The sequence below is a fragment of the Streptomyces sp. NPDC051822 genome (assembly GCF_044452745.1).
GTDB lineage: Bacteria > Actinomycetota > Actinomycetes > Streptomycetales > Streptomycetaceae > Streptomyces.
On record NZ_JBITBZ010000001.1, the window covers coordinates 1025751 to 1045000 of the forward strand.

Annotated in this window: 15 protein-coding genes; 7 read left to right on the forward strand and 8 right to left on the reverse strand. The window is 72.8% G+C overall.

Annotated features, from left to right (window positions below):
• Positions 1-24: 24 nt before the first annotated feature.
• From ACIA8N_RS04595 to ACIA8N_RS04605, 3 genes are all read right to left on the reverse strand, one after another.
• Positions 25-1473 (reverse strand): aminopeptidase, encoded by a 1449-nt coding sequence (locus ACIA8N_RS04595; protein ID WP_365778021.1) that lies wholly within the window; start codon positions 1471-1473, stop codon positions 25-27.
• A gap of 98 nt (positions 1474-1571) precedes the next feature.
• Positions 1572-1988 (reverse strand): hypothetical protein, encoded by a 417-nt coding sequence (locus ACIA8N_RS04600; RefSeq protein ID WP_365778019.1) that lies wholly within the window; start codon positions 1986-1988, stop codon positions 1572-1574.
• 154 nt (positions 1989-2142) lie between these two features.
• Positions 2143-5946 (reverse strand): ABC transporter ATP-binding protein, encoded by a 3804-nt coding sequence (locus ACIA8N_RS04605; protein WP_365778017.1) that lies wholly within the window; start codon positions 5944-5946, stop codon positions 2143-2145.
• A gap of 230 nt (positions 5947-6176) precedes the next feature.
• Between ACIA8N_RS04605 and ACIA8N_RS04610 the strand changes: the two genes are divergently transcribed.
• A complete protein-coding gene (locus ACIA8N_RS04610) occupies positions 6177-6551 on the forward strand; it encodes a hypothetical protein (protein ID WP_365778015.1) in 375 nt (124 codons plus the stop codon).
• A gap of 50 nt (positions 6552-6601) precedes the next feature.
• Here ACIA8N_RS04610 and ACIA8N_RS04615 read toward each other — a convergent pair whose 3' ends face one another.
• Together ACIA8N_RS04615 and speB are read right to left on the reverse strand one after the other, a co-directional pair.
• Positions 6602-8284 carry a thiamine pyrophosphate-binding protein gene (locus ACIA8N_RS04615; protein WP_365778013.1) on the reverse strand — a complete coding sequence of 561 codons (1683 nt, stop codon included), beginning with the start codon at positions 8282-8284 and terminating at the stop codon, positions 6602-6604.
• Between the two features lie 104 nt (positions 8285-8388).
• Entirely contained in the window at positions 8389-9372 is a 984-nt protein-coding gene (speB, locus tag ACIA8N_RS04620) for an agmatinase (RefSeq protein WP_365778011.1), read from the reverse strand.
• Positions 9373-9518: 146 nt separating this feature from the next.
• Between speB and ACIA8N_RS04625 the strand changes: the two genes are divergently transcribed.
• On the forward strand, positions 9519-10952 hold the full coding sequence (locus tag ACIA8N_RS04625) for a PucR family transcriptional regulator (RefSeq protein ID WP_365778009.1): 1434 nt from the start codon (positions 9519-9521) through the stop codon (positions 10950-10952).
• 29 nt (positions 10953-10981) lie between these two features.
• On the opposite strand, the gene ACIA8N_RS04630 is transcribed toward ACIA8N_RS04625, so the two are convergent.
• Positions 10982-11587: a hypothetical protein gene (locus tag ACIA8N_RS04630; RefSeq protein WP_365778007.1), complete on the reverse strand. Its 606-nt coding sequence runs from the start codon at positions 11585-11587 to the stop codon at positions 10982-10984.
• Positions 11588-11750: 163 nt separating this feature from the next.
• Between ACIA8N_RS04630 and ACIA8N_RS04635 the strand changes: the two genes are divergently transcribed.
• From ACIA8N_RS04635 to ACIA8N_RS04650, 4 genes are all read left to right on the forward strand, one after another.
• Positions 11751-12926 carry a helix-turn-helix transcriptional regulator gene (locus ACIA8N_RS04635; protein ID WP_365778005.1) on the forward strand — a complete coding sequence of 392 codons (1176 nt, stop codon included), beginning with the start codon at positions 11751-11753 and terminating at the stop codon, positions 12924-12926.
• Between the two features lie 124 nt (positions 12927-13050).
• Positions 13051-14208, forward strand: a complete 1158-nt coding sequence (locus tag ACIA8N_RS04640) for an acyl-CoA dehydrogenase family protein (protein WP_030552914.1) — start codon at positions 13051-13053, stop codon at positions 14206-14208.
• A gap of 6 nt (positions 14209-14214) precedes the next feature.
• Entirely contained in the window at positions 14215-15084 is an 870-nt protein-coding gene (locus ACIA8N_RS04645) for an acyl-CoA thioesterase II (RefSeq protein WP_365778003.1), read from the forward strand.
• 24 nt (positions 15085-15108) lie between these two features.
• Positions 15109-16098, forward strand: coding sequence for a cation diffusion facilitator family transporter (locus ACIA8N_RS04650; RefSeq protein ID WP_365778001.1), 990 nt, complete (start codon positions 15109-15111; stop codon positions 16096-16098).
• 4 nt (positions 16099-16102) lie between these two features.
• Here ACIA8N_RS04650 and ACIA8N_RS04655 read toward each other — a convergent pair whose 3' ends face one another.
• Together ACIA8N_RS04655 and ACIA8N_RS04660 are read right to left on the reverse strand one after the other, a co-directional pair.
• Positions 16103-16879: a phosphatase gene (locus tag ACIA8N_RS04655; protein ID WP_365777999.1), complete on the reverse strand. Its 777-nt coding sequence runs from the start codon at positions 16877-16879 to the stop codon at positions 16103-16105.
• 78 nt (positions 16880-16957) lie between these two features.
• Positions 16958-17554, reverse strand: coding sequence for a TetR/AcrR family transcriptional regulator (locus ACIA8N_RS04660; RefSeq protein WP_365777997.1), 597 nt, complete (start codon positions 17552-17554; stop codon positions 16958-16960).
• A gap of 86 nt (positions 17555-17640) precedes the next feature.
• Here ACIA8N_RS04660 and ACIA8N_RS04665 point away from each other — a divergent pair, with 86 nt between their 5' ends.
• A complete protein-coding gene (locus ACIA8N_RS04665) occupies positions 17641-19248 on the forward strand; it encodes a carboxyl transferase domain-containing protein (protein WP_030552906.1) in 1608 nt (535 codons plus the stop codon).
• Positions 19249-19250 lie beyond the last annotated feature (2 nt).

Consider the following 19250-nt stretch of genomic DNA (forward strand, 5'->3'; position numbering starts at 1 on the left):
ACCTGACGAGCCACGGGTCACGCGTTACGGCCGCACGCCGTGCTCCCGGGTGACGTCCTCGTCGACCGCCTTGTCGAGGCGGGCGTCGAAGCTCGCCAGCGGCTGCGCCGCCTGGACGGCCGGGGCGGAGACGCCGGCCCAGGCCAGGATGCGGGCGGTGGCGTTCTCCCGCTCGGCGTCGACGAGCCCGGCCACGTTGGCTCCGTGGTTGGCGCCCGGCGCGGTGTAGACGTAGCTGTCGCGCGCGCCCTTGCCGAGGTGGAACGGCTCGGCGCCCCACGGGTCGTTGCCGCCGTAGACGAAGAGCATCTGGTTCGCGTTCCTGCGGACCCAGTTGTCGACGTCCCGCATGACCTGCGGCTGGAACTTCATCGGGATGGACTTCGGCACGAAGTTGCGGGCCGGCTGGTAGCCGTAGCGGCTGAGGCCCGCGAGGTGCGGCTGCTGGATGGTCGGCGAGCCGAGCTGGGTCGCCGCCTGGTAGTAGTACGGCGTGTAGTACTCCAGGCCCTGGTCGGCGTAGGCGGACCAGCCGGAGTAGGCGTCGATCGTCTCGTAGACGACGTCGTCGGTCGCGGTCTTCGCGTCCGGGATCTGGTCGCAGACGTCCTCGCCGTAGTACTGCCAGAAGCCCCACACGAAGTCGAGGACGACGGCCTCGTAGGCCTTGTCGAGGGTGCCGACCGTGTTGAAGGTGGCGCCCTCGCCCTCCGCCCACTCCTTGTACTTCTTCTGCAGCGGCTCGCGGCGGATCAGGGCCTCGCGCTGCATGTCGTTGAGGCGGTCGCGGCACTCCTTGGTGCCGACGTTCGCGAAGAAGCGGTCGTAGGCCGAGTCCTCGTTGTTCACCACGTCGTTCGGAGCGACGTAGGCGACGACGCCGTCCATGTCCTTCGGGTAGAAGCGCTCGTAGTAGGTGGCGGTCATGCCGCCCTTCGAGCCGCCGGTGGAGAGCCAGTTCTCGGCGTAGATCTTCTTCAGGGCGGTGAAGATCCGGTGCTGGTCGCTGGCCGCCTGCCAGATGTCGAGCTTCGACCAGTCGGCCGGCTGCGGGCGCGACGGCGTGAAGAAGCGGTACTCCATGGAGATCTGGTTGCCGTCGACGATCCGGGTCGGCTCGCTCCGGCTGGGGGTGGTGCTCAGCCCGTAACCGCTGGTGCGGAAGACGGTGGGACGGTCCGTGCCCTTGTGGAGGACGGAGATCCGCTGCTGGAAGGTGCCCGCCCACGGGCGTCGGTGGTCGATCGGCTGCTCGTAGTTCAGGACGAGATAGCGGTAGCCGGCGTACGGCTTCTCCTCGATCAGGCTCATCCCGGGAATCGCCAGGATGCGGTCCTTGATGTCCGTGCTCTGCGAGTCGGCGACAGCCGTGCTGCTGTCGGCCTCCGTGTTCGCGGCGGTGGCCACGCCCGTGGAGCCGACGGTGCCTATGAGCACCGAGAGCGACACCAGCCATCTGAGCGACTTGCGCATTCGTCCTCCCCTTGGTTCACAACGGTGTCGCGAACCTAGCGGGGCAACGTGTGGACCGCCAGACCCAGTTGGTCCTTACCCTTGGACTTTCCTGTACATCAGCACAGGATCCAGGCCGTGGACGTTCCGCGGCCGGACACCGAGCCGGAGGCGCGGACGCAGCGGTTGAGGGCGTGGACGGTGACCGGGCCGGTCTGCCGGGCGTACCGGCCGGACTTGACGGCGGGCCGGCCGCCGCGCGGCTGGAGCGAGACGCTCATCGGGCGGGCGGCGCCCGGGCGCTTGGCGACGGTGACGGCGCAGGCGTAGTGGCGGGTCTTGTAGAGGCGCAGCTCGCCGGTGGCGAAACGGTACGTCTTGGTCGGACGGCCCTGGCAGACGGAGGCCGCTTCGGCGGTGCCGGTGCCGGGCCCGGGGCCGGGGAGCACGAGCAGGGCGAGGGCCGCGAGGAGCGGGGCGAGGACCCGGGTGAGCAGCCGTCGGCCGCGCCGTGGGTCCTGCGTCTCCGTGAGCATGCGTTCCCCTCCCGAACGGATCAGCGTACGGGCGTACGACGCGCCCGACCCCGGAATGGTTGCCTCCGGCCACGCCGGCCCACCCCGCCGGACGGAGGCCGGGCCGGCCGCCGGGGTACTCGTCCCACCCGGCGGCCCGTACGCGCTTCCCGCCTCAGACCCGTTCCGTCTCCGTCTCCGTCTCCGTCCCCGTCCCCGTCCCCGGCTCACCGATGAACGTGCGCCACAGCGTCGCGTACCGGCCGTCCAGGGCGAGGAGTTCCTCGTGGGTGCCGTCCTCCGCGACCCGGCCGTGGTCCATCACGATGACGCGGTCCGCGCGGGCCGCCGTGGTCAGCCGGTGGGCGACGACCAGGGTGGTGCGGCGGCCCGAGATGCGGTCGGTGGCCTGGTTGACCTGGGCCTCGCTGGCCAGGTCGAGGGCCGCCGTGGCCTCGTCGAGGAGCAGCACGTCCGGGTCGACCAGCTCGGCGCGGGCGAGGGCGATGAGCTGGCGCTGTCCCGCGGAGAGGTTCCGGCCCCGCTCGGCGACCTCGTGGAGGTAGCCGCCGTCGAGGGTGGCGATCATGTCGTGCGCGCCGACCGCGCGGGCCGCCGCCTCCACCTGGGCGTCGGTCGCGTCGGGACGGCCGTACGCGATGGCGTCGCGGACCGTCCCGGCGAAGAGGTACGCCTCCTGGGGGACGACGCCGAGCCGGTGGCGGTACGCGGTGAGGTCGAGGTCCCGCAGGTCGGTGCCGTCGGCCGTGACGCGGCCGCCGGTCGGGTCGTAGAACCGGGCGACCAGCTTGACCAGGGTGGACTTGCCCGCCCCGGTCTCGCCGACGAACGCGACGGTCTGCCCGGCCGGGATGCGCAGGTCGATGCCGGTGAGGGCGGTCTCCTTCTTGGTGGCGCCGTCCTCTCCCCCGTACGCGAAGGAGACGTCCTCGAAGGCGATCTCGCCGCGCAGGGACAGCACGTCCAGGGGTGCGTCGGCGGCGGCCGTCGACGTCGGCTCCTGGAGGAGTTCCTGCATCCGCTTCAGCGAGACGGCGGCCTGCTGGTAGCCGTCGAAGACCTGGGAGAGCTGCTGCACGGGGGCGAAGAACAGGTCGATGTAGAGGAGGTAGGCGACGAGCGCGCCCGTGGTGAGCGTGCCCGCCTCGATCCGGTTGGCGCCGACGATCATGACGGCGGCGGCGGCGGCCGAGGACAGCAGGGTCACGAACGGGAAGTAGATCGAGATCAGCCACTGCCCGCGGACGCGCGCCTCGCGGTAGGAGTCGCTCCGCTCGGCGAACCGGGCCGCGCCCGACCGCTCGCGGCGGAAGGCCTGCACGATCCGCAGGCCGGAGACGGACTCCTGGAGGTCGCCGTTGACGACGCTGATCCGCTCGCGCGCCAGCTCGTACGCCTTCACGCTGGAGCGGCGGAAGAAGTACGTGGCGACGGCGAGGACCGGCAGGGTCGCGAAGACGACCAGGGCGAGCTGGAGGTCGAGCACGAGCAGCGCGACCATGATCCCGAAGAAGGTCACGACGGAGACGAAGGCGGTGACCAGGCCCGTCTGGAGGAAGGTGGACAGGGCGTCCACGTCCGTCGTCATCCGGGTCATGATCCGGCCGGTGAGTTCGCGCTCGTAGTAGTCCAGGCCGAGCCGCTGGAGCTGGGCGAAGATCTTCAGGCGCAGCGCGTAGAGGACCCGCTCGCCGGTGCGGCCGGTCATCCGGGTCTCCGCGGTCTGCGCGACCCACTGCACGAGCACGGTGACCAGGGCGAGCGCGGAGGCCGCCCAGACGGCCCCGATCGCGAGCCGGTTCACGCCCTCGTCGATGCCGTGCCGGATCAGGATCGGAAGCAGCAGGCCGGCGCCGGCGTCGAGGGCGACCAGGCCGAGGCTGATGAGCAGCGGGACGCGGAAGCCGCGGAGGAGCCGGCGGAGCCCGTACGCGTCCTCGGGCGAGACCGCGCGGGCCTCGTCGATGTCGGGGGTGTCGGCGGCGGGCGGCAGGGCCTCGACCGCGGCGAGCAGCTCGGGGGTGGCTCCGGGCGGATCGCTCTCCCGGCCGGCGGCCTCGTCCCGTACCCACAGGGCCGGGGTGATGCCTCGCTCGGCGTCGAACTCGGCGTCCAGCTCGGCCCGCAGGGTGCGGTCCTCGGGGACGTCGGGCGGGGTGATGTGGCCGGGCGAGACGGCGCCCAGCTCCTCGGGGTCGGTGAGGAGGCGCCGGAAGAGCGGGGAGTGCTCCTCCAGCTCGGCCTGGGTGCCGATGGCGGCGAGCCGGCCGTGCTCCAGGACGGCGATGCGGTCGGCGAGGTTGAGGGTGGAGCGGCGGTGCGCGATGAGCAGGGTGGTGCGGCCCGCCATCACCGACTTGAGGGCCTCGTGGATCTCGTGCTCGACGTTGGCGTCGACGGCGGAGGTGGCGTCGTCGAGGAGGAGCAGCCGGGGGTCGGTGAGGATCGCGCGGGCGAGCGCGACGCGCTGGCGCTGGCCGCCGGAGAGGGTCAGGCCGTGCTCGCCGACCTTGGTGTCGTAGCCCTCGGGCAGCTCGGCGATGAAACGGTCCGCCTGGGCGGCGCGGGCGGCGGCCTCGATCTGCTCCTGGGTGGCGTCGGGGAGGCCGTACGCAATGTTGGCGCGGACGGTGTCGGAGAAGAGGAAGGAGTCCTCGGGGACGAGACCGACGGCGGCGCGCAGCGAGTCGAGGGTCAGCTCGCGGACGTCGTGGCCGCCGACGAGGACGGCGCCGTGGGAGACGTCGTAGAAGCGGGGCAGGAGGAGCGAGACGGTGGACTTGCCGGAGCCGGAGGCGCCGACGACGGCGACGGTCTCGCCGGGGCGGATCTCCAGGGAGAAGCCGTCGAGGACGGGGGTGCCGTCCTCGTACGCGAAGGACACGTCGTCGAACTCGACGGTGGCGGGGGCGTCGGCCGGGAGTTCCCTGGTGCCGTCCTGGATGACCGGCTCGGTGTCGATGAGGTCGAGGACCCGGTCGACGCCGGCGCGGGCCTGCTGGCCGACGGTGAGGACCATGGCGAGCATGCGGACCGGGCCGACGAGGGAGGCCAGGTAGGCGGAGAAGGCGACGAAGGTGCCGAGGGTGATCTGGCCCCGGTAGGCGAGCCAGCCGCCGAGGGCGAGGACGGCGACCTGGCCGAGGGCCGGGACGGCCTGGAGCGCGGGGGTGTACTTCGAGTTCAGCCGGACCGTCCGCAGCCGGCCCGCGAACAGCTTCCGCCCGGCCTCGCGGATCTTGCCGGTCTCCTGGTCCTCCTGGCCGAAGCCCTTGACGACGCGGACGCCGGTCACGGCCCCGTCGACGACTCCGGCGACGACACCGGCCTGCTGCTGGGCGTACCAGGTGGCGGGGTGGAGGCGGGTGCGGCTGCGCTTGGCGATGAACCAGAGGGCGGGGGCGACGGCGAGGGCCACGAGGGTCAGCGGGATCGACAGCCAGGCCATGACGGCCAGCGAGATGAGGAAGAGCAGCACGTTCCCGATGGTCATCGGGAGCATGAAGAGGAGGCCCTGGATCAGCTGGAGGTCGCTGGTGGCCCGCCCGACGACCTGGCCGGTGGACAGTTCGTCCTGCCGCCGCCCGTCGAGCCGGGTGATGGTGGCGTACATGTCGGTACGCAGGTCGTGCTGGACGTCGAGGGCGAGGCGTCCGCCGTAGTAGCGGCGGACGTAGGTGAGGACGTAGACGAGGACGGCGGCGCCTATGAGGAGGCCGGTCCACAGGCCGAGGTCGCGGGTCTTCGTCCCGATGACGTCGTCGATGATCACCTTGGTGACGAGCGGCACGAGGGCGAGCACGGCCATCCCGAGCAGGGAGGAGCCGAGCGCGAGGATCACGTTCGCCTTGTACCGCCAGGCGTACCCGGTGAGCCGCCGGGCCCACCCCTGCCGCCCGTCCGCCGCCGGTCGCCCGTCGGCCGCCGGTTGTCCGTCCGCCGCCTGTCGCTGCCCCACCGCCGCCACGAATGGCCTCCCGTCCGTCCTGCTCTACCGGAAGGCCCAACGCGGCCGACGTGCGATTTCATCCCGCCGCGACGAAGAACGGGCCAAGACCGGTCGCTGGTCCTAGGACCTCAGGGGATGTCAGGCCGTTGCGCGGAGGAGAGAAGTCATCCCCGGTCTGGGTAGGGAAGCGGTGGCCGTCGGAGGGCGGTTCGTAGGGTCGGAGGAGAAGGGGAGGTCCGTTGACGCGGGTCGAGGACGGGAAGTACTACGCGTGGGGACGGTTGTACGCGGCGCTGGGGGCCCTGGGCGGGCTCGCGGGGGCGGGCAGGGTCGCGGCCGTGCCCGAGGCGGCGATGAGGACGGCGGTCGGCAAGCCCCGCACGGTGTGCGAGGAGCTCCTGAGAGAGGTGGGGAACCGCGTGTTCACCGCCCGGCAGAAGGGCGGCACCGTCGCCGAGGCCGCCGCCGTGGTCCTCGCCGACGTCGGGCGGCTGATCCGCCCGGAGCCGATGGGCCGGGGCTGCCTCGGTGAGGGGCACGAGAAGGAGTTCCGGCAGGGGTACGTGGCACAGCTCGCCGAGTACCGGGAGCGGTGGGGGGAGCTCGTCGACTGACCGGGCCGGGCCGTCCGGCCCCCTCGGCGGGAGCCGGACGGTCTTCCGGGTCAGAGGTGCGTCGGCTCGAACATCCGCAGCAGGACCGGGAGGACCACCACCGACGGGCCGGGGGTCGCGAGGGCCTTCGTGAGGTCCGCGGTCAGGGATTCCGGGCTGGTCAGGGTCCCGGGGACGCCGAAGGACTCCGCCAGGGCCACGAAGTCCGGGCGGGTCAGCTCGGTGCCCGTGGTCTCGCCGAAGGCGTCCGTCATGTACTCGCGCAGGATGCCGTAGCCGCCGTCGTCGACGATCAGCCAGGTCACGTCCAGTCCGTACTGCCTCGCCGTCGCCAGCTCCGCGATCGAGTACATCGCGCCGCCGTCGCCGGAGACCGCGAGGACCGGCTGGGACGGGTCCGCGACGGCCGCGCCGAGGGCGGCGGGGAAGGCGTAGCCCAGGCCGCCCGCGCCCTGCGCCGAGTGCATGGTGTTGGGGTGCCGGGCGTCGAAGGCCGACCACGCCCAGTACGCCAGGATCGTCATGTCCCAGAAGCTCGGCGAGCGGGCCGGCAGCGCCGCCCGGACGGCCGCGACGACCTGCTGCTCCAGGTCCAGGTCCTGCGCGGCGATCCGGTCCCTGACCTTGCCGAGCACCGTACGCACCCGCTCGGGGGCCGTCGGGTCCCGCCGCTCGGGGGCCGTCTCCAGGAGCGCCTGGAGGGCGAGGCGGGCGTCCGCGTGGATGCCGAGCGCCGGGTGGTTGGACTCCAGCTTCCCGGCGTCGGCCTCGATCTGGATCACCCGGCCGCGCGGGGCGAACGTGTGGTAGTTCGAGGACAGTTCGCCGAGACCCGAACCGACGACGAGGAGGACGTCGGCGTCCTCCAGGAAGTCGGTGGTGTGCCGGTCCTCCAGCCAGGACTGGAGCGACAGCGGGTGCTCCCAGGGGAAGGCGCCCTTGCCGCCGAAGGTGGTGACGACGGGGACGTCCAGGCGCTCCGCGAGCGCGCGGAGCTTGCCGGAGGCGTCGGAGCGTACGACGCCGCCGCCCGCGATGATCGCGGGCCGCTCGGCGTTCGCCAGGAGGTGGGCCGCGAGCGCCGTCAGCTCGGGGCGCGGGGCGATGTCCTCGGGCGTGGCGTCCATCGCGGTGACCACGGGCAGCGCCGTCTCCGCGACGAGCACGTCCTGCGGGACCTCGACCCAGACCGGCCCGTGCGGGGCGGTGAGCGCCGACTCCCAGGCCGCCGCGATGGCGGAGGGGATCTGGGACTGCGTACGGACCGTGTGGACGGACTTGACCACGTCCCGGAACGAGGCCTGCTGGTCGCGCAGCTCGTGGAGGTAGCCGTGGCGGCCGCCGCCGAGGCCGGCCGCCGGGATCTGGCTGCCGATCGCGAGGACGGGCGCGGAGGCCGCGGCGGCCTCCTGGAGCGCTGCGAGCGACATGAGCGCGCCGGGTCCGGTGGAGAGCAGCAGCGGGGCCGCCTCGCCGGTGATCCTGCCGTACGCGTCGGCGGCGAAGCCGGCGTTGTTCTCGACGCGGAGGCCGACGTACCTCAGCGACGAGCGGCGCAGGGCGTCGAACATGCCCAGGGCGTGCTGCCCGGGGAGGCCGAAGACCGTGGTGGCGCCCAGGCCCGTCAGGGTCTCGACGACGAGGTCGCCGCCGGTGCGCCCGGGGGGCGGGTTCAGGGCGGCCTCCGTCTGTGCGGCGGTCGGGCGCAGGACCAGGTCGTGGTCGTGGGTCATGAACGGGTCCCCTTGGGCGTGGCTCGGTGGGCGGGTGCGGCCCGGTGGGCGGGTTGTGCCCACCCGTTCCACCCGGCGGAACGAATGCCCACAACCCACCGAGGTTACTTCGCGCCGGAGGCGCGGCTCTCCGCGATCTGACGGGACATGATCGTCGTCAGCTCGTACGCCGTGTGGGAGGCGGCGACCGCCGTGATCTCGGCGTGGTCGTACGCCGGGGCGACCTCGACGACGTCGGCGGAGACCAGGTTGCAGGAGGAGAGGCCGCGGAGGATCTCCAGGAGCTCGCGGGAGGTCATGCCGCCCGCCTCGGGGGTGCCGGTGCCGGGGGCGTGGGCCGGGTCGAGGCAGTCGATGTCGATGGAGATGTACAGGGGGCGGTTGCCGATGCGCTGGCGCAGCTGGTCGGCGACCTCGTCGGCGCCGCGGCGGTAGATGTCCGCCGAGGTGACGATGCCGAAGCCCATCTTCTCGTCGTCGGTGAGGTCCTGCTTGCCGTAGAGCGGACCGCGGGTGCCGACGTGGGAGAGCGCCTCGGTGTCGAGGATGCCTTCCTCGACGGCCCGGCGGAACGGGGTGCCGTGGGTGTACTCGGCGCCGAAGTAGGTGTCCCAGGTGTCGAGGTGCGCGTCGAAGTGGAGCAGGGCGACGGGGCCGTGCTTCTTGGCGACGGAGCGCAGCAGCGGCAGCGCGATGGTGTGGTCGCCGCCGAGGGTCATCATGCGGGCGCCGGTGCCGAGCAGCTCGTCGGCGGCGGCCTCGACGGTCTCGACGGCCTCGTTGATGTTGAACGGGTTGGCGGCGATGTCACCGGCGTCCGCGACCTGCGCGAGGGCGAACGGGGAGGCGTCCTGCGCCGGGTTGTAGGGGCGGAGCAGGCGGGAGGCCTCTCGGATGGCGTTGCCGCCGAAGCGGGCGCCGGGGCGGTAGGAGACGCCGCTGTCGAAGGGGACGCCGACCACGGCGATGTCGGCGGTGCCGACCTCGTCGAGCCGCGGCAGCCGGGCGAACGTCGCGGGACCGGCGTACCGCGGGATGCGGGACGAGTCGATCGGGCCGCGCGGGGTGTTCTGGTCGCTGCTGCTCATGGTCGGGTCCTCCTGGGGGGTGTCTCCGGCTGGGCTCTCCGGCTGGGTTCTCCGGCACGCCGGACATCACGACGGTAGGCGGCGGGAAAGCGGTGCAGAAGTGTGCGTTTTCTCCACTGTACGAGCGTGTGGTGTACGAAGAGTCCATGACGACGCGTTCGGCGCACCCCGCCTCCACTCCCCCGGCGCCACCCGTGCCGCTGACCGCGCTGCTCGCGCGCCGGGATCTCGGCCTCCGGCTGCTCGCGGGGCCCGGGGACGTCCCCCTCCACTGGGTCCACACCTCGGAGATGGCCGACCCCTATCCGTACCTCCTCGGCGGCGAGCTGCTCATGACGGCGGGCGTGCAGCTCACCGATCCGGCGCGCTACGTCGAGCGGGTGGTGGAGGCGGGGGCGGCGGCGCTGGCCTTCGGGGTGACACCGGTGTACGACACGGTCCCGGCCGAGCTCGTCGAGGCCTGCGCCGGTCAGGGTCTGCCGCTGGTCGAGGTGCCGCCGCGGACGCCGTTCACGGCGGTGGCGCGGGCGCTGTGGCAGCTGATGGCGGAGGCCCGGCTGCACGAGCTGCGCCGTGTGACGGAGGCGCAGCAGTCCCTGGCGACGGCCGCGGCCCGGCCGGCCCCGGTCCCCGCGGTCCTCGGCGCGCTGGCCTCGCGCCTGGCGGGACGGGCGGTGCTCTTCGGTCCGGAGGGCACGGAGTCGGCGGTGGCCGGGCCGGAGATCCCGGCGGAGGCGGCGGGGACGCTCGCCGAGCTGGCGGGTCTGGTCTCCGGCGGGCCGGGCGGACCGGCCTCGGCGAGCGGGGATGCGGACGGGCTGCGGCTCGCCGCCTACGCGCTGGGCGGCGGGGACAGCCTGGCCCTCGGGGTCGCGACGGAGCGGCGGGACCCCGGAGACCACACCATCGCGGGCGTCGCGGTCGTCCTGCTGTCCCTGCTGACGGCCCCGCACCGGGGCGCGGACGCGACGGTACGGGACGGGGCCCTGGTCCGGCTGCTGCTCGGCGCGCCCCCCGCGGAGGTGGCGGGCGCGCTCGGTCCCGGCCCGTGGACGGTGGTCCACGCCTCGGGCGGCGACGGCACCCCGTTCGCGACGGCGAGCCTCGCGGCGGCGCTCGGGACACCGCTGACGGACCAGGCCGGAGGAACCGTACGGCTCCTCCTGCCCGCCTCCACCGCCGTCACCGCGCAGGAGGGGTGGATGCTCGGCGCGAGCGCCCCCGTGGCGGCGGCGGAGCTGCCGGCCGCCGACGCGCAGGCGGCACGGGCGCTGCGCCGGGCGGAGGCCTCCCGCACGTCCCTGATCCGGCACCGGGCGGGCGGCTTCGCCGGTCTCGTGGACCCCGGCGAGGCCGCCGCGTACGCCCGGACGCTGCTCGCACCGCTCACCGAACCCCTCGCCGAGACCTTGCGCGTCTGGCTCTCCCTGCACGGCGGCTGGGACCGGACGGCGGTGGCGATGGACATCCACCGCAACACCGTCCGGCAGCGGATCGCCCGCTGCGCGGCGCTCCTGGACCGGGACCTGGACGATCCCGACGTACGGATGGAGCTGTGGTTCGCCCTCCGCGCTTCGTGACCTGGTCAGCCCTTGGGGGAGCCCCCGGCTCAGTAGAGCTTGTTGACGGCGGTCTTCGTCGTCGTGCGGAAGGCGGTCAGCGGGGCGTCCTCGAAGTCGCCCATCTGGCCCCAGCGGACGAGGGTGACGGTGCGGCCGTCGCGGCCGACGGAGAAGAGGTGGATGTCGGTGATGCCGATCTGCGGGTCGGCGGTGTCCAGGCTGTAGACCCAGGCGCCCTCCTCGACGGCGAGCTTGCCGTGGGAGGCGCTGACGGCGTGCAGGCCCGGGTTCTGCTGCTCAAGGAGGGGGCCGCAGCCGGCGAGGGCCTTGCGGAGGGTGTCGACCAGCTTCACGGCGTCGGCCTCGGTGCGGGCGACGGTGGTGATCTGGACGCCGTTGGTGTCGAGCTCGGTGCTGAACTCGCGGTAGCGGGTGTTCTGCGCCGGGATCTTGTACGGGGCGCAGAGGGCGCCGCCGTTCTCCGGGACGCCGGTGAAGATCTGGGTGGCGGTCCACGGCGTCGACGACGGCGGCATCTGGGAGGCGGCGAGGAAGGCGGGCTGGGCGGCGGCCTGCGCCGGGGCCGTGGCGAGGGCGGCGAGGCCCAGGGCGGCAGCGGCGGCGGTGGCGAGTGCGGTACGGAGCTTGTTCATGGTGGTGGATCCCCCGTCGGGTCGTTCGGTCAGTGCTCCACCAGCGTCGGGCCGGCGCCCGCCGGCTGCAACGGTGACGCGCCCACCATCCGTCCCGGAACCATTCCACCCCCGCTGACGTGCAAGGACGTGAAGGGTGGGACGCAGGGTCGAGGGGGATGGAATGCCGAAGGACGCCGCCGTCGAGGAGTTCGCGCGGCTCGTGCGCGCGCTGAAGGCGCGGGACGGGCGCAGTTACGAGGCGCTGGGCCGGCGCCTGAGCGTCAGCGCGTCCACCCTCCACCGCTACTGCTCGGGCGCGACCGTCCCGGAGGAGTTCGCCGTGGTCGACCGCCTCGCCCTGCTGTGCGGGGCGGACGAGGAGGAGCGGCGGGCCCTGGAGGTGGTCTGGAGCCGCGCGGACCGCACCCGTCGCCCTCCGGTGCCGGAGCCCGGCGCGGTGCCGGAGCCCGAGCCCGGCCCGGAACCGCAGCCGGCGCCGGCGTCGGCGCCTGAGCCCGAGCCCGGGCCCGAGCCGGCCACGGAGCCTGTGGCCGAGGCCGAGCTGGAACCCGTGCACGCGCGCGTGCCGGGCCTCCCGTCCGGGCGGCGGGGGCGCCGCTGGGCGTGGGTGGGCGTGGTCTGCGGGGCGCTGGCCGTCGTGGCGACGGTGACGCTCGGAGCCGTACTCCTGCCGGGGAAGACCCGGGAGCGGGCCGCCGAACCACCGGCGCCCCTGACGTGGACGGTCGCCTCGCACCTCTGGAAGAACGGGTGCGGGCACACCTACCTCGTGGAGCGGACGCCCCCTCCCCCGCCGGAGTCGGCCGACGCGCTGAACTGGGCGGCGGCGCAGGGGGCCGTGGACGGCGGGGAGACGCTGGTGCGGGTGTCGGTGCAGGGGAAGGGCGCGGCGGCGGTGGTGCTCCAGGCGCTGCACGTGCGGGTGGTGGAGCGGGGCGCACCGCTGCCGTGGGCGGCGTACCGGATGGGCGGCGGGTGCGGCGGGGCGGTGACGCCGCGCCGTTTCGAGGTGGACCTGGACCGGCCGCGGCCGGTGGCGCGGCCCCTTGACGGGTACGACGCCTCCGGGCAGGAGGGCCGGACGCTCCCGGCTGTCTCCTTCCCGTACACGGTCAGCGCCGCCGAGCCGGAGGAACTGCTGGTCTCGGCGGGGGCGGCGGGGTGCGACTGCCGCTGGTACCTGGAGCTGGAGTGGAGCTCGGAGGGGCGCCGGGGCACGGTCCGGATCACCGACGACGGTGCCCCGTTCCGCACCGCTCCCGTCACGGGCAGACCGTCGTTCGAGTACGACACCGCGAACCGCCGCTGGAGCCGCCAGGAGGCGTCCGCGTCCTGAAGGACGTGACGTGGGCAACCTTGGGCGCGCAGATCTGGACAGCGACGCGAACTGACGGGTAACTTGACTGAGCAAGCGCTTAGGCATAGTGGGCCAGGCGCCCAGGACTCCGAGGAGGCGGCTCGTGCGCCGTACCGTATTCAACGAGGACCACGAGGCGTTCCGGGAGACCATCCGCGCCTTCATCGAGGCCGAGGTCGTTCCCGTCTACGACGAGTGGTTCGCCGCGGGGCAGGCGCCGCGCGAGTTCTACGACAAGCTCGGCGAGCTGGGCATCTTCGGCATCAACGTCCCCGAGGAGTTCGGCGGCGCGGGCCTGGACACCCACAAGTTCGAGGCCGTCCTCTACGAGGAGACCTCGCGCGCGGGCGTCCAGTTCGGCGGTTCCGGCGTGCACGTGCTGCTCGCCCTGCCGTACATCAAGATGCTCGCCACCGGCGACCAGAAGAAGCGCTTCCTGCCGAAGTTCGTCACCGGCGAGGAGATGTGGGCCCTCGCGATGACCGAGCCGGGCACCGGCTCCGACGTCGCGGGCATGAAGACCACCGCCAAGCTCTCCGAGGACGGCACCCACTACGTCCTCAACGGCTCGAAGACCTTCATCACCGGTGGCGTCCACGCCGACCGCGTGATCGTCTGCGCCCGCACCTCCGCCCCGTCCGAGGACGACCGCCGCTTCGGCATCTCCCTCTTCGCGGTGGACACCAAGTCCGAGGGCTACTCGATCGGCCGCAAGCTGGACAAGCTGGGCCTGCGCACCTCCGACACGGCCGAGCTGGCCTTCGTCGACGTCAAGGTGCCCGTCGAGGACCTGCTGGGCGAGGAGGGCAAGGGCTTCTACTACCTCGGCCACAACCTGGCCTCCGAGCGCTGGGGCATCGCCTTCGGCGCGTACGCGCAGGCCAAGGCCGCCGTCCGGTTCGCCCAGCAGTACGTCACGGACCGCACCGTCTTCGGCAAGCCGGTCGCCTCGTTCCAGAACACCAAGTTCGAGCTGGCCGCCTGCCAGGCCGAGGTCGACGCGGCCGAGGCCGTCGCCGACCGCGCCCTGGAGGCCCTCGACGCGGGCGAGCTGTCCCCGGCCGAGGCCGCGAGCGCCAAGCTGTTCTGCACGGAGGTCGCGCACCGCGTGATCGACCGCTGCCTCCAGCTGCACGGCGGCTACGGCTACATGAACGAGTACCCGATCGCCCGCCTGTACGCCGACAACCGCGTCAACCGCATCTACGGCGGCACCAGCGAGATCATGAAGTCGATCATCGCCAAGTCGATGGGCCTGTAGGTACAGGTGCCCGACGCGCACAGCGCTCTGGATGACCTGCTCGATCTGCTCGACCTGGAGCAGATCGAGCGGGACATCTTCCGGGGCGAGTCCCGCTCCGCGCTCGTCCCCCGCGTCTTCGGCGGCCAGGTGGCCGCCCAGGCGCTCGTGGCGGCGGGCAGGACCGTGCCCGACGACCGGCTCGCGCACTCGCTCCACGCGTACTTCCTGCGCGCCGGGGACCCGGGCGCGGCGATCGTGTACACGGTCGACCGCATCCGCGACGGCCGGTCCTTCACGACCCGCCGGGTCGTCGCCGTCCAGCACGGACAGCCGATCTTCCACCTCTCCGCCTCCTTCCAGGCGTACGAGGAGGGGCTCGACCACCAGACGGACATGCCGGCCGCGCCCGACCCGGAGACGCTGCCGACGGCCGCCGAGATGCTGCCCCGGCACCTGCCGGAGGAGATCGCGACCCGGCTCGTCGAGGCGCGCGCCGCGGTGGACCTGAGGTATGCCGACACCCCGCCCTGGGGCTCCGTCGGCGAGCCGCGCGAGCCGCGCTCGCAGGTGTGGTTCCGCACCAACGGCAAGCTCACCGACGACCCGCTGCTGCACGTCGTCCTCGCCACGTACGTCTCCGACATGACCCTGCTCGACTCCGTCCTCCTCGCCCACGGGCGGGGCGGCTGGGCGCTCGGCGACGTGGTCGGGGCGTCGCTGGACCACGCGATGTGGTTCCACCGCCCCTTCCGGGCCGACGAGTGGCTCCTGTACGACCAGGAGTCGCCGACGGCGTCCGGCGGGCGCGGCCTCGGCCAGGCCCGGATCTTCACCCGGGACGGGAAGCTCGCGATCTCCGTCATCCAGGAGGGTGTCGTTCGCGTCCCGCGCTGACGCCCGGACATACCGTCCGATGTCATGACAGAAGATTCGGGGACGGGTCCGGGGAAGGACTCCGGGAACGGGGAGAGCACCTTCACCGTGATCGTGGCGGCGGTGGCGAACCTCGGGATCGCCGCCGCCAAGGCCGTCGCGGGTGTCGTCAGCGGATCGAGCGCGATGCTGTCCGAGGCGGCCCACTCGCTCGCCGACACCGTCACCGAGGTCATGCTCCTCACCGCGCTCAAGCGGAGCGAGAAGCCGGCCGACGAGGACCATCCGGTCGGACACGCCGGCGAGCGGTACGTGTGGGCGATGCTCGCGGCCGTCGCCACCTTCGTCGGCGGCGCGGTCTTCTCCGTCTACGACGGCATCCACACCCTGACCCACGGCGAGGAACTCGGCGACCCGCTGATCTCGTACATCGTCCTCGCCGTCGCCTTCGTCCTGGAGGGCTTCTCGCTGCGGACCGGGATCCGGCAGGTCAAGGCCGAGGCGGAGCGGATGAGGGCGCCCTTCGGGAAGTACCTGCGGCTCACCCCCGACACCACCGTCAAGGCGGTCGTCATGGAGGACTCCGCCGCGATCGCGGGCCTCATGCTCGCCACGGGCGGCCTCCTCGGCGGCCAGATCACCGGATCCGGCGTCTGGGACGGCGTCGCCTCGATCCTCATCGGCGTGCTGCTCGTGTACGTGGCCTGGGTGCTCGGCCGCTCCAACGCCGAACTCCTCATCGGCCGCCCGCTGCCCCGGCAGATGCGGGACGAGGTCCGCGAGGAGCTGCTCTCCGTCCCGCACGTCGTGGACGTCCTCGACCTGACGACCCTGATCCAGGGGCCGGGGGAGGTCCTGATCGCGGCGAAGGTCGACTTCCGGGACGTGGCGTCGGCGGCGCAGGTGGAATGGGCCTGCGAGGACGCGGAGTCCCAGCTCCGCGAACGCTTCCCGGCGATCCGCCGGGTCTACCTGGACCCGACCCCGGGCGTGAACCCGGCCCCGGGGGTGGCACGGCCCCGTACCGACGGATGAACGCTCAGACCGCCAGGCCCGCCGCGTTCAGCGTGTACGCCGTCATCGGCTCGTAGAAGCGGGGGTCGAGGACGTGGTCGTCGAGCGGGATCGTGACCTGCATCGTGCCCTCCGCCTCGCCGAGGAAGAGCGCCGGGTCGTTGCAGTCCGCGTAGCCGACCGAGTCGATCCCCCGCTGGCCCGCCCGGCCCGCCCAGCCGTGGTCCGCGATGACCAGGTCGGGCCGGCCGTCCTCGCCCAGCGCGTCCAGGATCGCGTTCATGGGCTCCGGGGAGTGGGTGTGCCAGAGGCTCGCGCCCCGCTCGAAGACGGCGACGTCCGCGAACTGCACGACGTACCCCTCGTCGGCGACGAGCCCGCCGGGGATGCGGACGATGTCGCAGCCCTGGGCGCGCAGCGCGGCGGCGACCCGGCTGTGCACGTCGATCAGCGCGCCGGGGTGGCCGGTCGCGAAGAGGACCCGCTCCTTGCCCGCGGCGGCCTTGCGCAGCCGGGCGGCCATCCGGTCGAGGCCGTCGACGGTCAGCTCGGGGTCGATGGTGTCCTGGCCGGTCCGGTGGGCCGGGTCGTCGATCACTCCGCAGCGCTCGGCCATGACGGCGAGCACGTCCTGCTCGTCGGCCCAGCGGTCACCGAGCTCCAGGCCGAGCCAGTAGTGGCGGTCGCCGTTGGCGAGCCTGCGGTAGTGGGAGAGGTTGTTGTCGCGCGGGGTGGCGACGTCTCCCGCGATCCTGGTGCGGACGAGGTGCTCGACGAGGGCGTCACGGCTGAGTATCGGCATGGGCCACATTCTGTCCGAGCGGCGGACGCGATGGACACACGTTTCGCCCCGTGGACCCCCGCCCCGCCCGGGGAACAGCTACCCGGCCAGTGCCCCGAACGCCCCGTGGGCCAGCCTGCGCAACAGGTCCTCCATGGACCGGCGGCCGACCGCCGCCAGGTGCGGGGTGGAGTTCAGCAGGCCGAAGACGGCGTGGACCGCCGTCCGCACCTCGCTCTCGGCCGCGTCCGGGTACAGCTCGCGGACCACCGTCACCCACAGCTCCACGTACTGCCGCTGGAGCTGCCGCACCCGCTTGCGGTCCTCGTCCTTGAGCCGGTCGAGCTCCCGGTCGTGGAGGGTGATCAGCGGCCGGTCGTCGAGGGCGAAGTCGATGTGCCCGTCGATGAGGGCGCCGAGGAGGGCCTCGGGGTCGCCGGTGGTCTCGCCGACCCGCAGCCGCCCGCCGTCGAGGAGCCGTTCGCTGATGCCGACGAGGAGTTCGGCGAGCATCGCGTCCTTGCCGGGGAAGTGCCGGTAGAGGCCGGGGCCGCTGATGCCGACGGCCGCCCCTATCTCGTCGACGCCCACGCCGTGGAAGCCGCGCTCGGCGAAGAGGCGCGCGGCCTGCTTGAGGATCTGCTCGCGCCGCGTCGGGGCATCGGTCCTGCCGGTGGCGAACGGGGTCGTGGTCATAAGTCGATTCTAGACAACCCGGTTAGCGGTCGTTAACCTGAACGACATACGTTAACGCTCATTAACCGAGCAAGGGAGCTCGAGGGATGCAGCAGGCACCTGTGCTGACGAGTGCGGCGGATCCCGCCTCGCCGGCCTGGCGGGCGAACGAGGCGGCGCATCACGAGCTGGCCGCGACGCTGCGCGCCAAGCTCGCGGCGGCCGCCCTGGGCGGGGGTGAGAAGTCCCGGGCCCGGCACACCGCGCGCGGGAAGCTGCTGCCCCGGGACCGGGTGGACACCCTCCTGGACCCGGGATCCCCGTTCCTGGAGCTGGCGCCGCTCGCGGCGAACGGCATGTACGGCGACCAGGCCCCGGCGGCCGGCGTCATCGCCGGCATCGGCCGGGTCAGCGGGCGCGAGTGCGTGATCGTCGCCAACGACGCGACCGTCAAGGGCGGCACGTACTACCCGATGACGGTGAAGAAGCACCTCCGCGCCCAGGAGGTGGCGCTGGAGAATCGTCTCCCCTGCCTCTACCTGGTCGACTCGGGCGGCGCGTTCCTGCCGATGCAGGACGAGGTCTTCCCCGACCGGGAGCACTTCGGCCGGATCTTCTACAACCAGGCCCGGATGTCCGGCGCGGGCATCCCGCAGATCGCCGCCGTCCTCGGCTCGTGCACGGCCGGCGGCGCGTACGTCCCGGCGATGAGCGACGAGGCCGTGATCGTACGGAACCAGGGAACGATCTTCCTGGGCGGACCGCCCCTGGTGAAGGCAGCCACCGGCGAGGTCGTCACGGCGGAGGAGCTGGGCGGCGGCGAGGTCCACTCCCGGATCTCCGGCGTCACCGACCACCTGGCCGAGGACGACGCCCACGCGCTGCGGATCGTGCGGAACATCGTCGCCACGCTCCCGGAGCGCGGCCCGCTGCCGTGGTCGGTGGAGCCCGTCGAGGAGCCGAAGGTCGACCCCTACGGTCTGTACGGCGCGGTGCCGGTGGACTCCCGCACCCCGTACGACGTGCGCGAGGTCATCGCCCGGGTCGTGGACGGCTCGCGCTTCCAGGAGTTCAAGTCCGAGTACGGGCAGACCCTGGTCACCGGCTTCGCCAGGATCCACGGGCACCCGGTCGGCATCGTCGCCAACAACGGCATCCTGTTCGCCGAGTCCGCCCAGAAGGGCGCGCACTTCATCGAGCTGTGCGACCAGCGCGGGATCCCGCTCGTCTTCCTGCAGAACATCACCGGCTTCATGGTCGGCAAGGCGTACGAGCACGGCGGCATCGCCAAGCACGGCGCCAAGATGGTCACGGCCGTGGCCACCACCCGGGTGCCGAAGCTGACGGTCGTCGTCGGCGGCTCGTACGGCGCGGGCAACTACTCGATGTGCGGCCGGGCGTACTCCCCCCGCTTCCTGTGGATGTGGCCCAACGCCAAGATCTCGGTCATGGGCGGCGAGCAGGCCGCCTCGGTCCTCGCGACCGTCAAGCGCGACCAGCTCGGCGACGGGTGGAGCGCGGACGAGGAAGAGGCCTTCAAGGCCCCGATCCGCGAGCAGTACGAGACCCAGGGCAGCGCCTACTACGCGACCGCCCGGCTCTGGGACGACGGGGTCATCGACCCGACGGAGACCCGGCAGGTCCTCGGCCTCGCCCTGACCGCCTGTGCCAACGCGCCCCTGGGTGACCCCCAGTTCGGCGTCTTCCGGATGTGAGG

Excerpts from the sequence above, each read along its gene's own strand:
- ACIA8N_RS04595 (WP_365778021.1), bottom strand. The coding sequence starts at position 1,473 with ATGCGCAAGTCGCTCAGATGGCTGGTGTCGCTCTCGGTGCTCATAGGC.
- ACIA8N_RS04600 (WP_365778019.1), bottom strand. The coding sequence starts at position 1,988 with ATGCTCACGGAGACGCAGGACCCACGGCGCGGCCGACGGCTGCTCACC.
- ACIA8N_RS04615 (WP_365778013.1), bottom strand. The coding sequence starts at position 8,284 with ATGACCCACGACCACGACCTGGTCCTGCGCCCGACCGCCGCACAGACG.
- speB (WP_365778011.1), bottom strand. The coding sequence starts at position 9,372 with ATGAGCAGCAGCGACCAGAACACCCCGCGCGGCCCGATCGACTCGTCC.
- ACIA8N_RS04625 (WP_365778009.1), top strand. The coding sequence starts at position 9,519 with ATGACGACGCGTTCGGCGCACCCCGCCTCCACTCCCCCGGCGCCACCC.
- ACIA8N_RS04630 (WP_365778007.1), bottom strand. The coding sequence starts at position 11,587 with ATGAACAAGCTCCGTACCGCACTCGCCACCGCCGCCGCTGCCGCCCTG.
- ACIA8N_RS04635 (WP_365778005.1), top strand. The coding sequence starts at position 11,751 with ATGCCGAAGGACGCCGCCGTCGAGGAGTTCGCGCGGCTCGTGCGCGCG.
- ACIA8N_RS04650 (WP_365778001.1), top strand. The coding sequence starts at position 15,109 with ATGACAGAAGATTCGGGGACGGGTCCGGGGAAGGACTCCGGGAACGGG.
- ACIA8N_RS04655 (WP_365777999.1), bottom strand. The coding sequence starts at position 16,879 with ATGCCGATACTCAGCCGTGACGCCCTCGTCGAGCACCTCGTCCGCACC.
- ACIA8N_RS04660 (WP_365777997.1), bottom strand. The coding sequence starts at position 17,554 with ATGACCACGACCCCGTTCGCCACCGGCAGGACCGATGCCCCGACGCGG.
- ACIA8N_RS04665 (WP_030552906.1), top strand. The coding sequence starts at position 17,641 with ATGCAGCAGGCACCTGTGCTGACGAGTGCGGCGGATCCCGCCTCGCCG.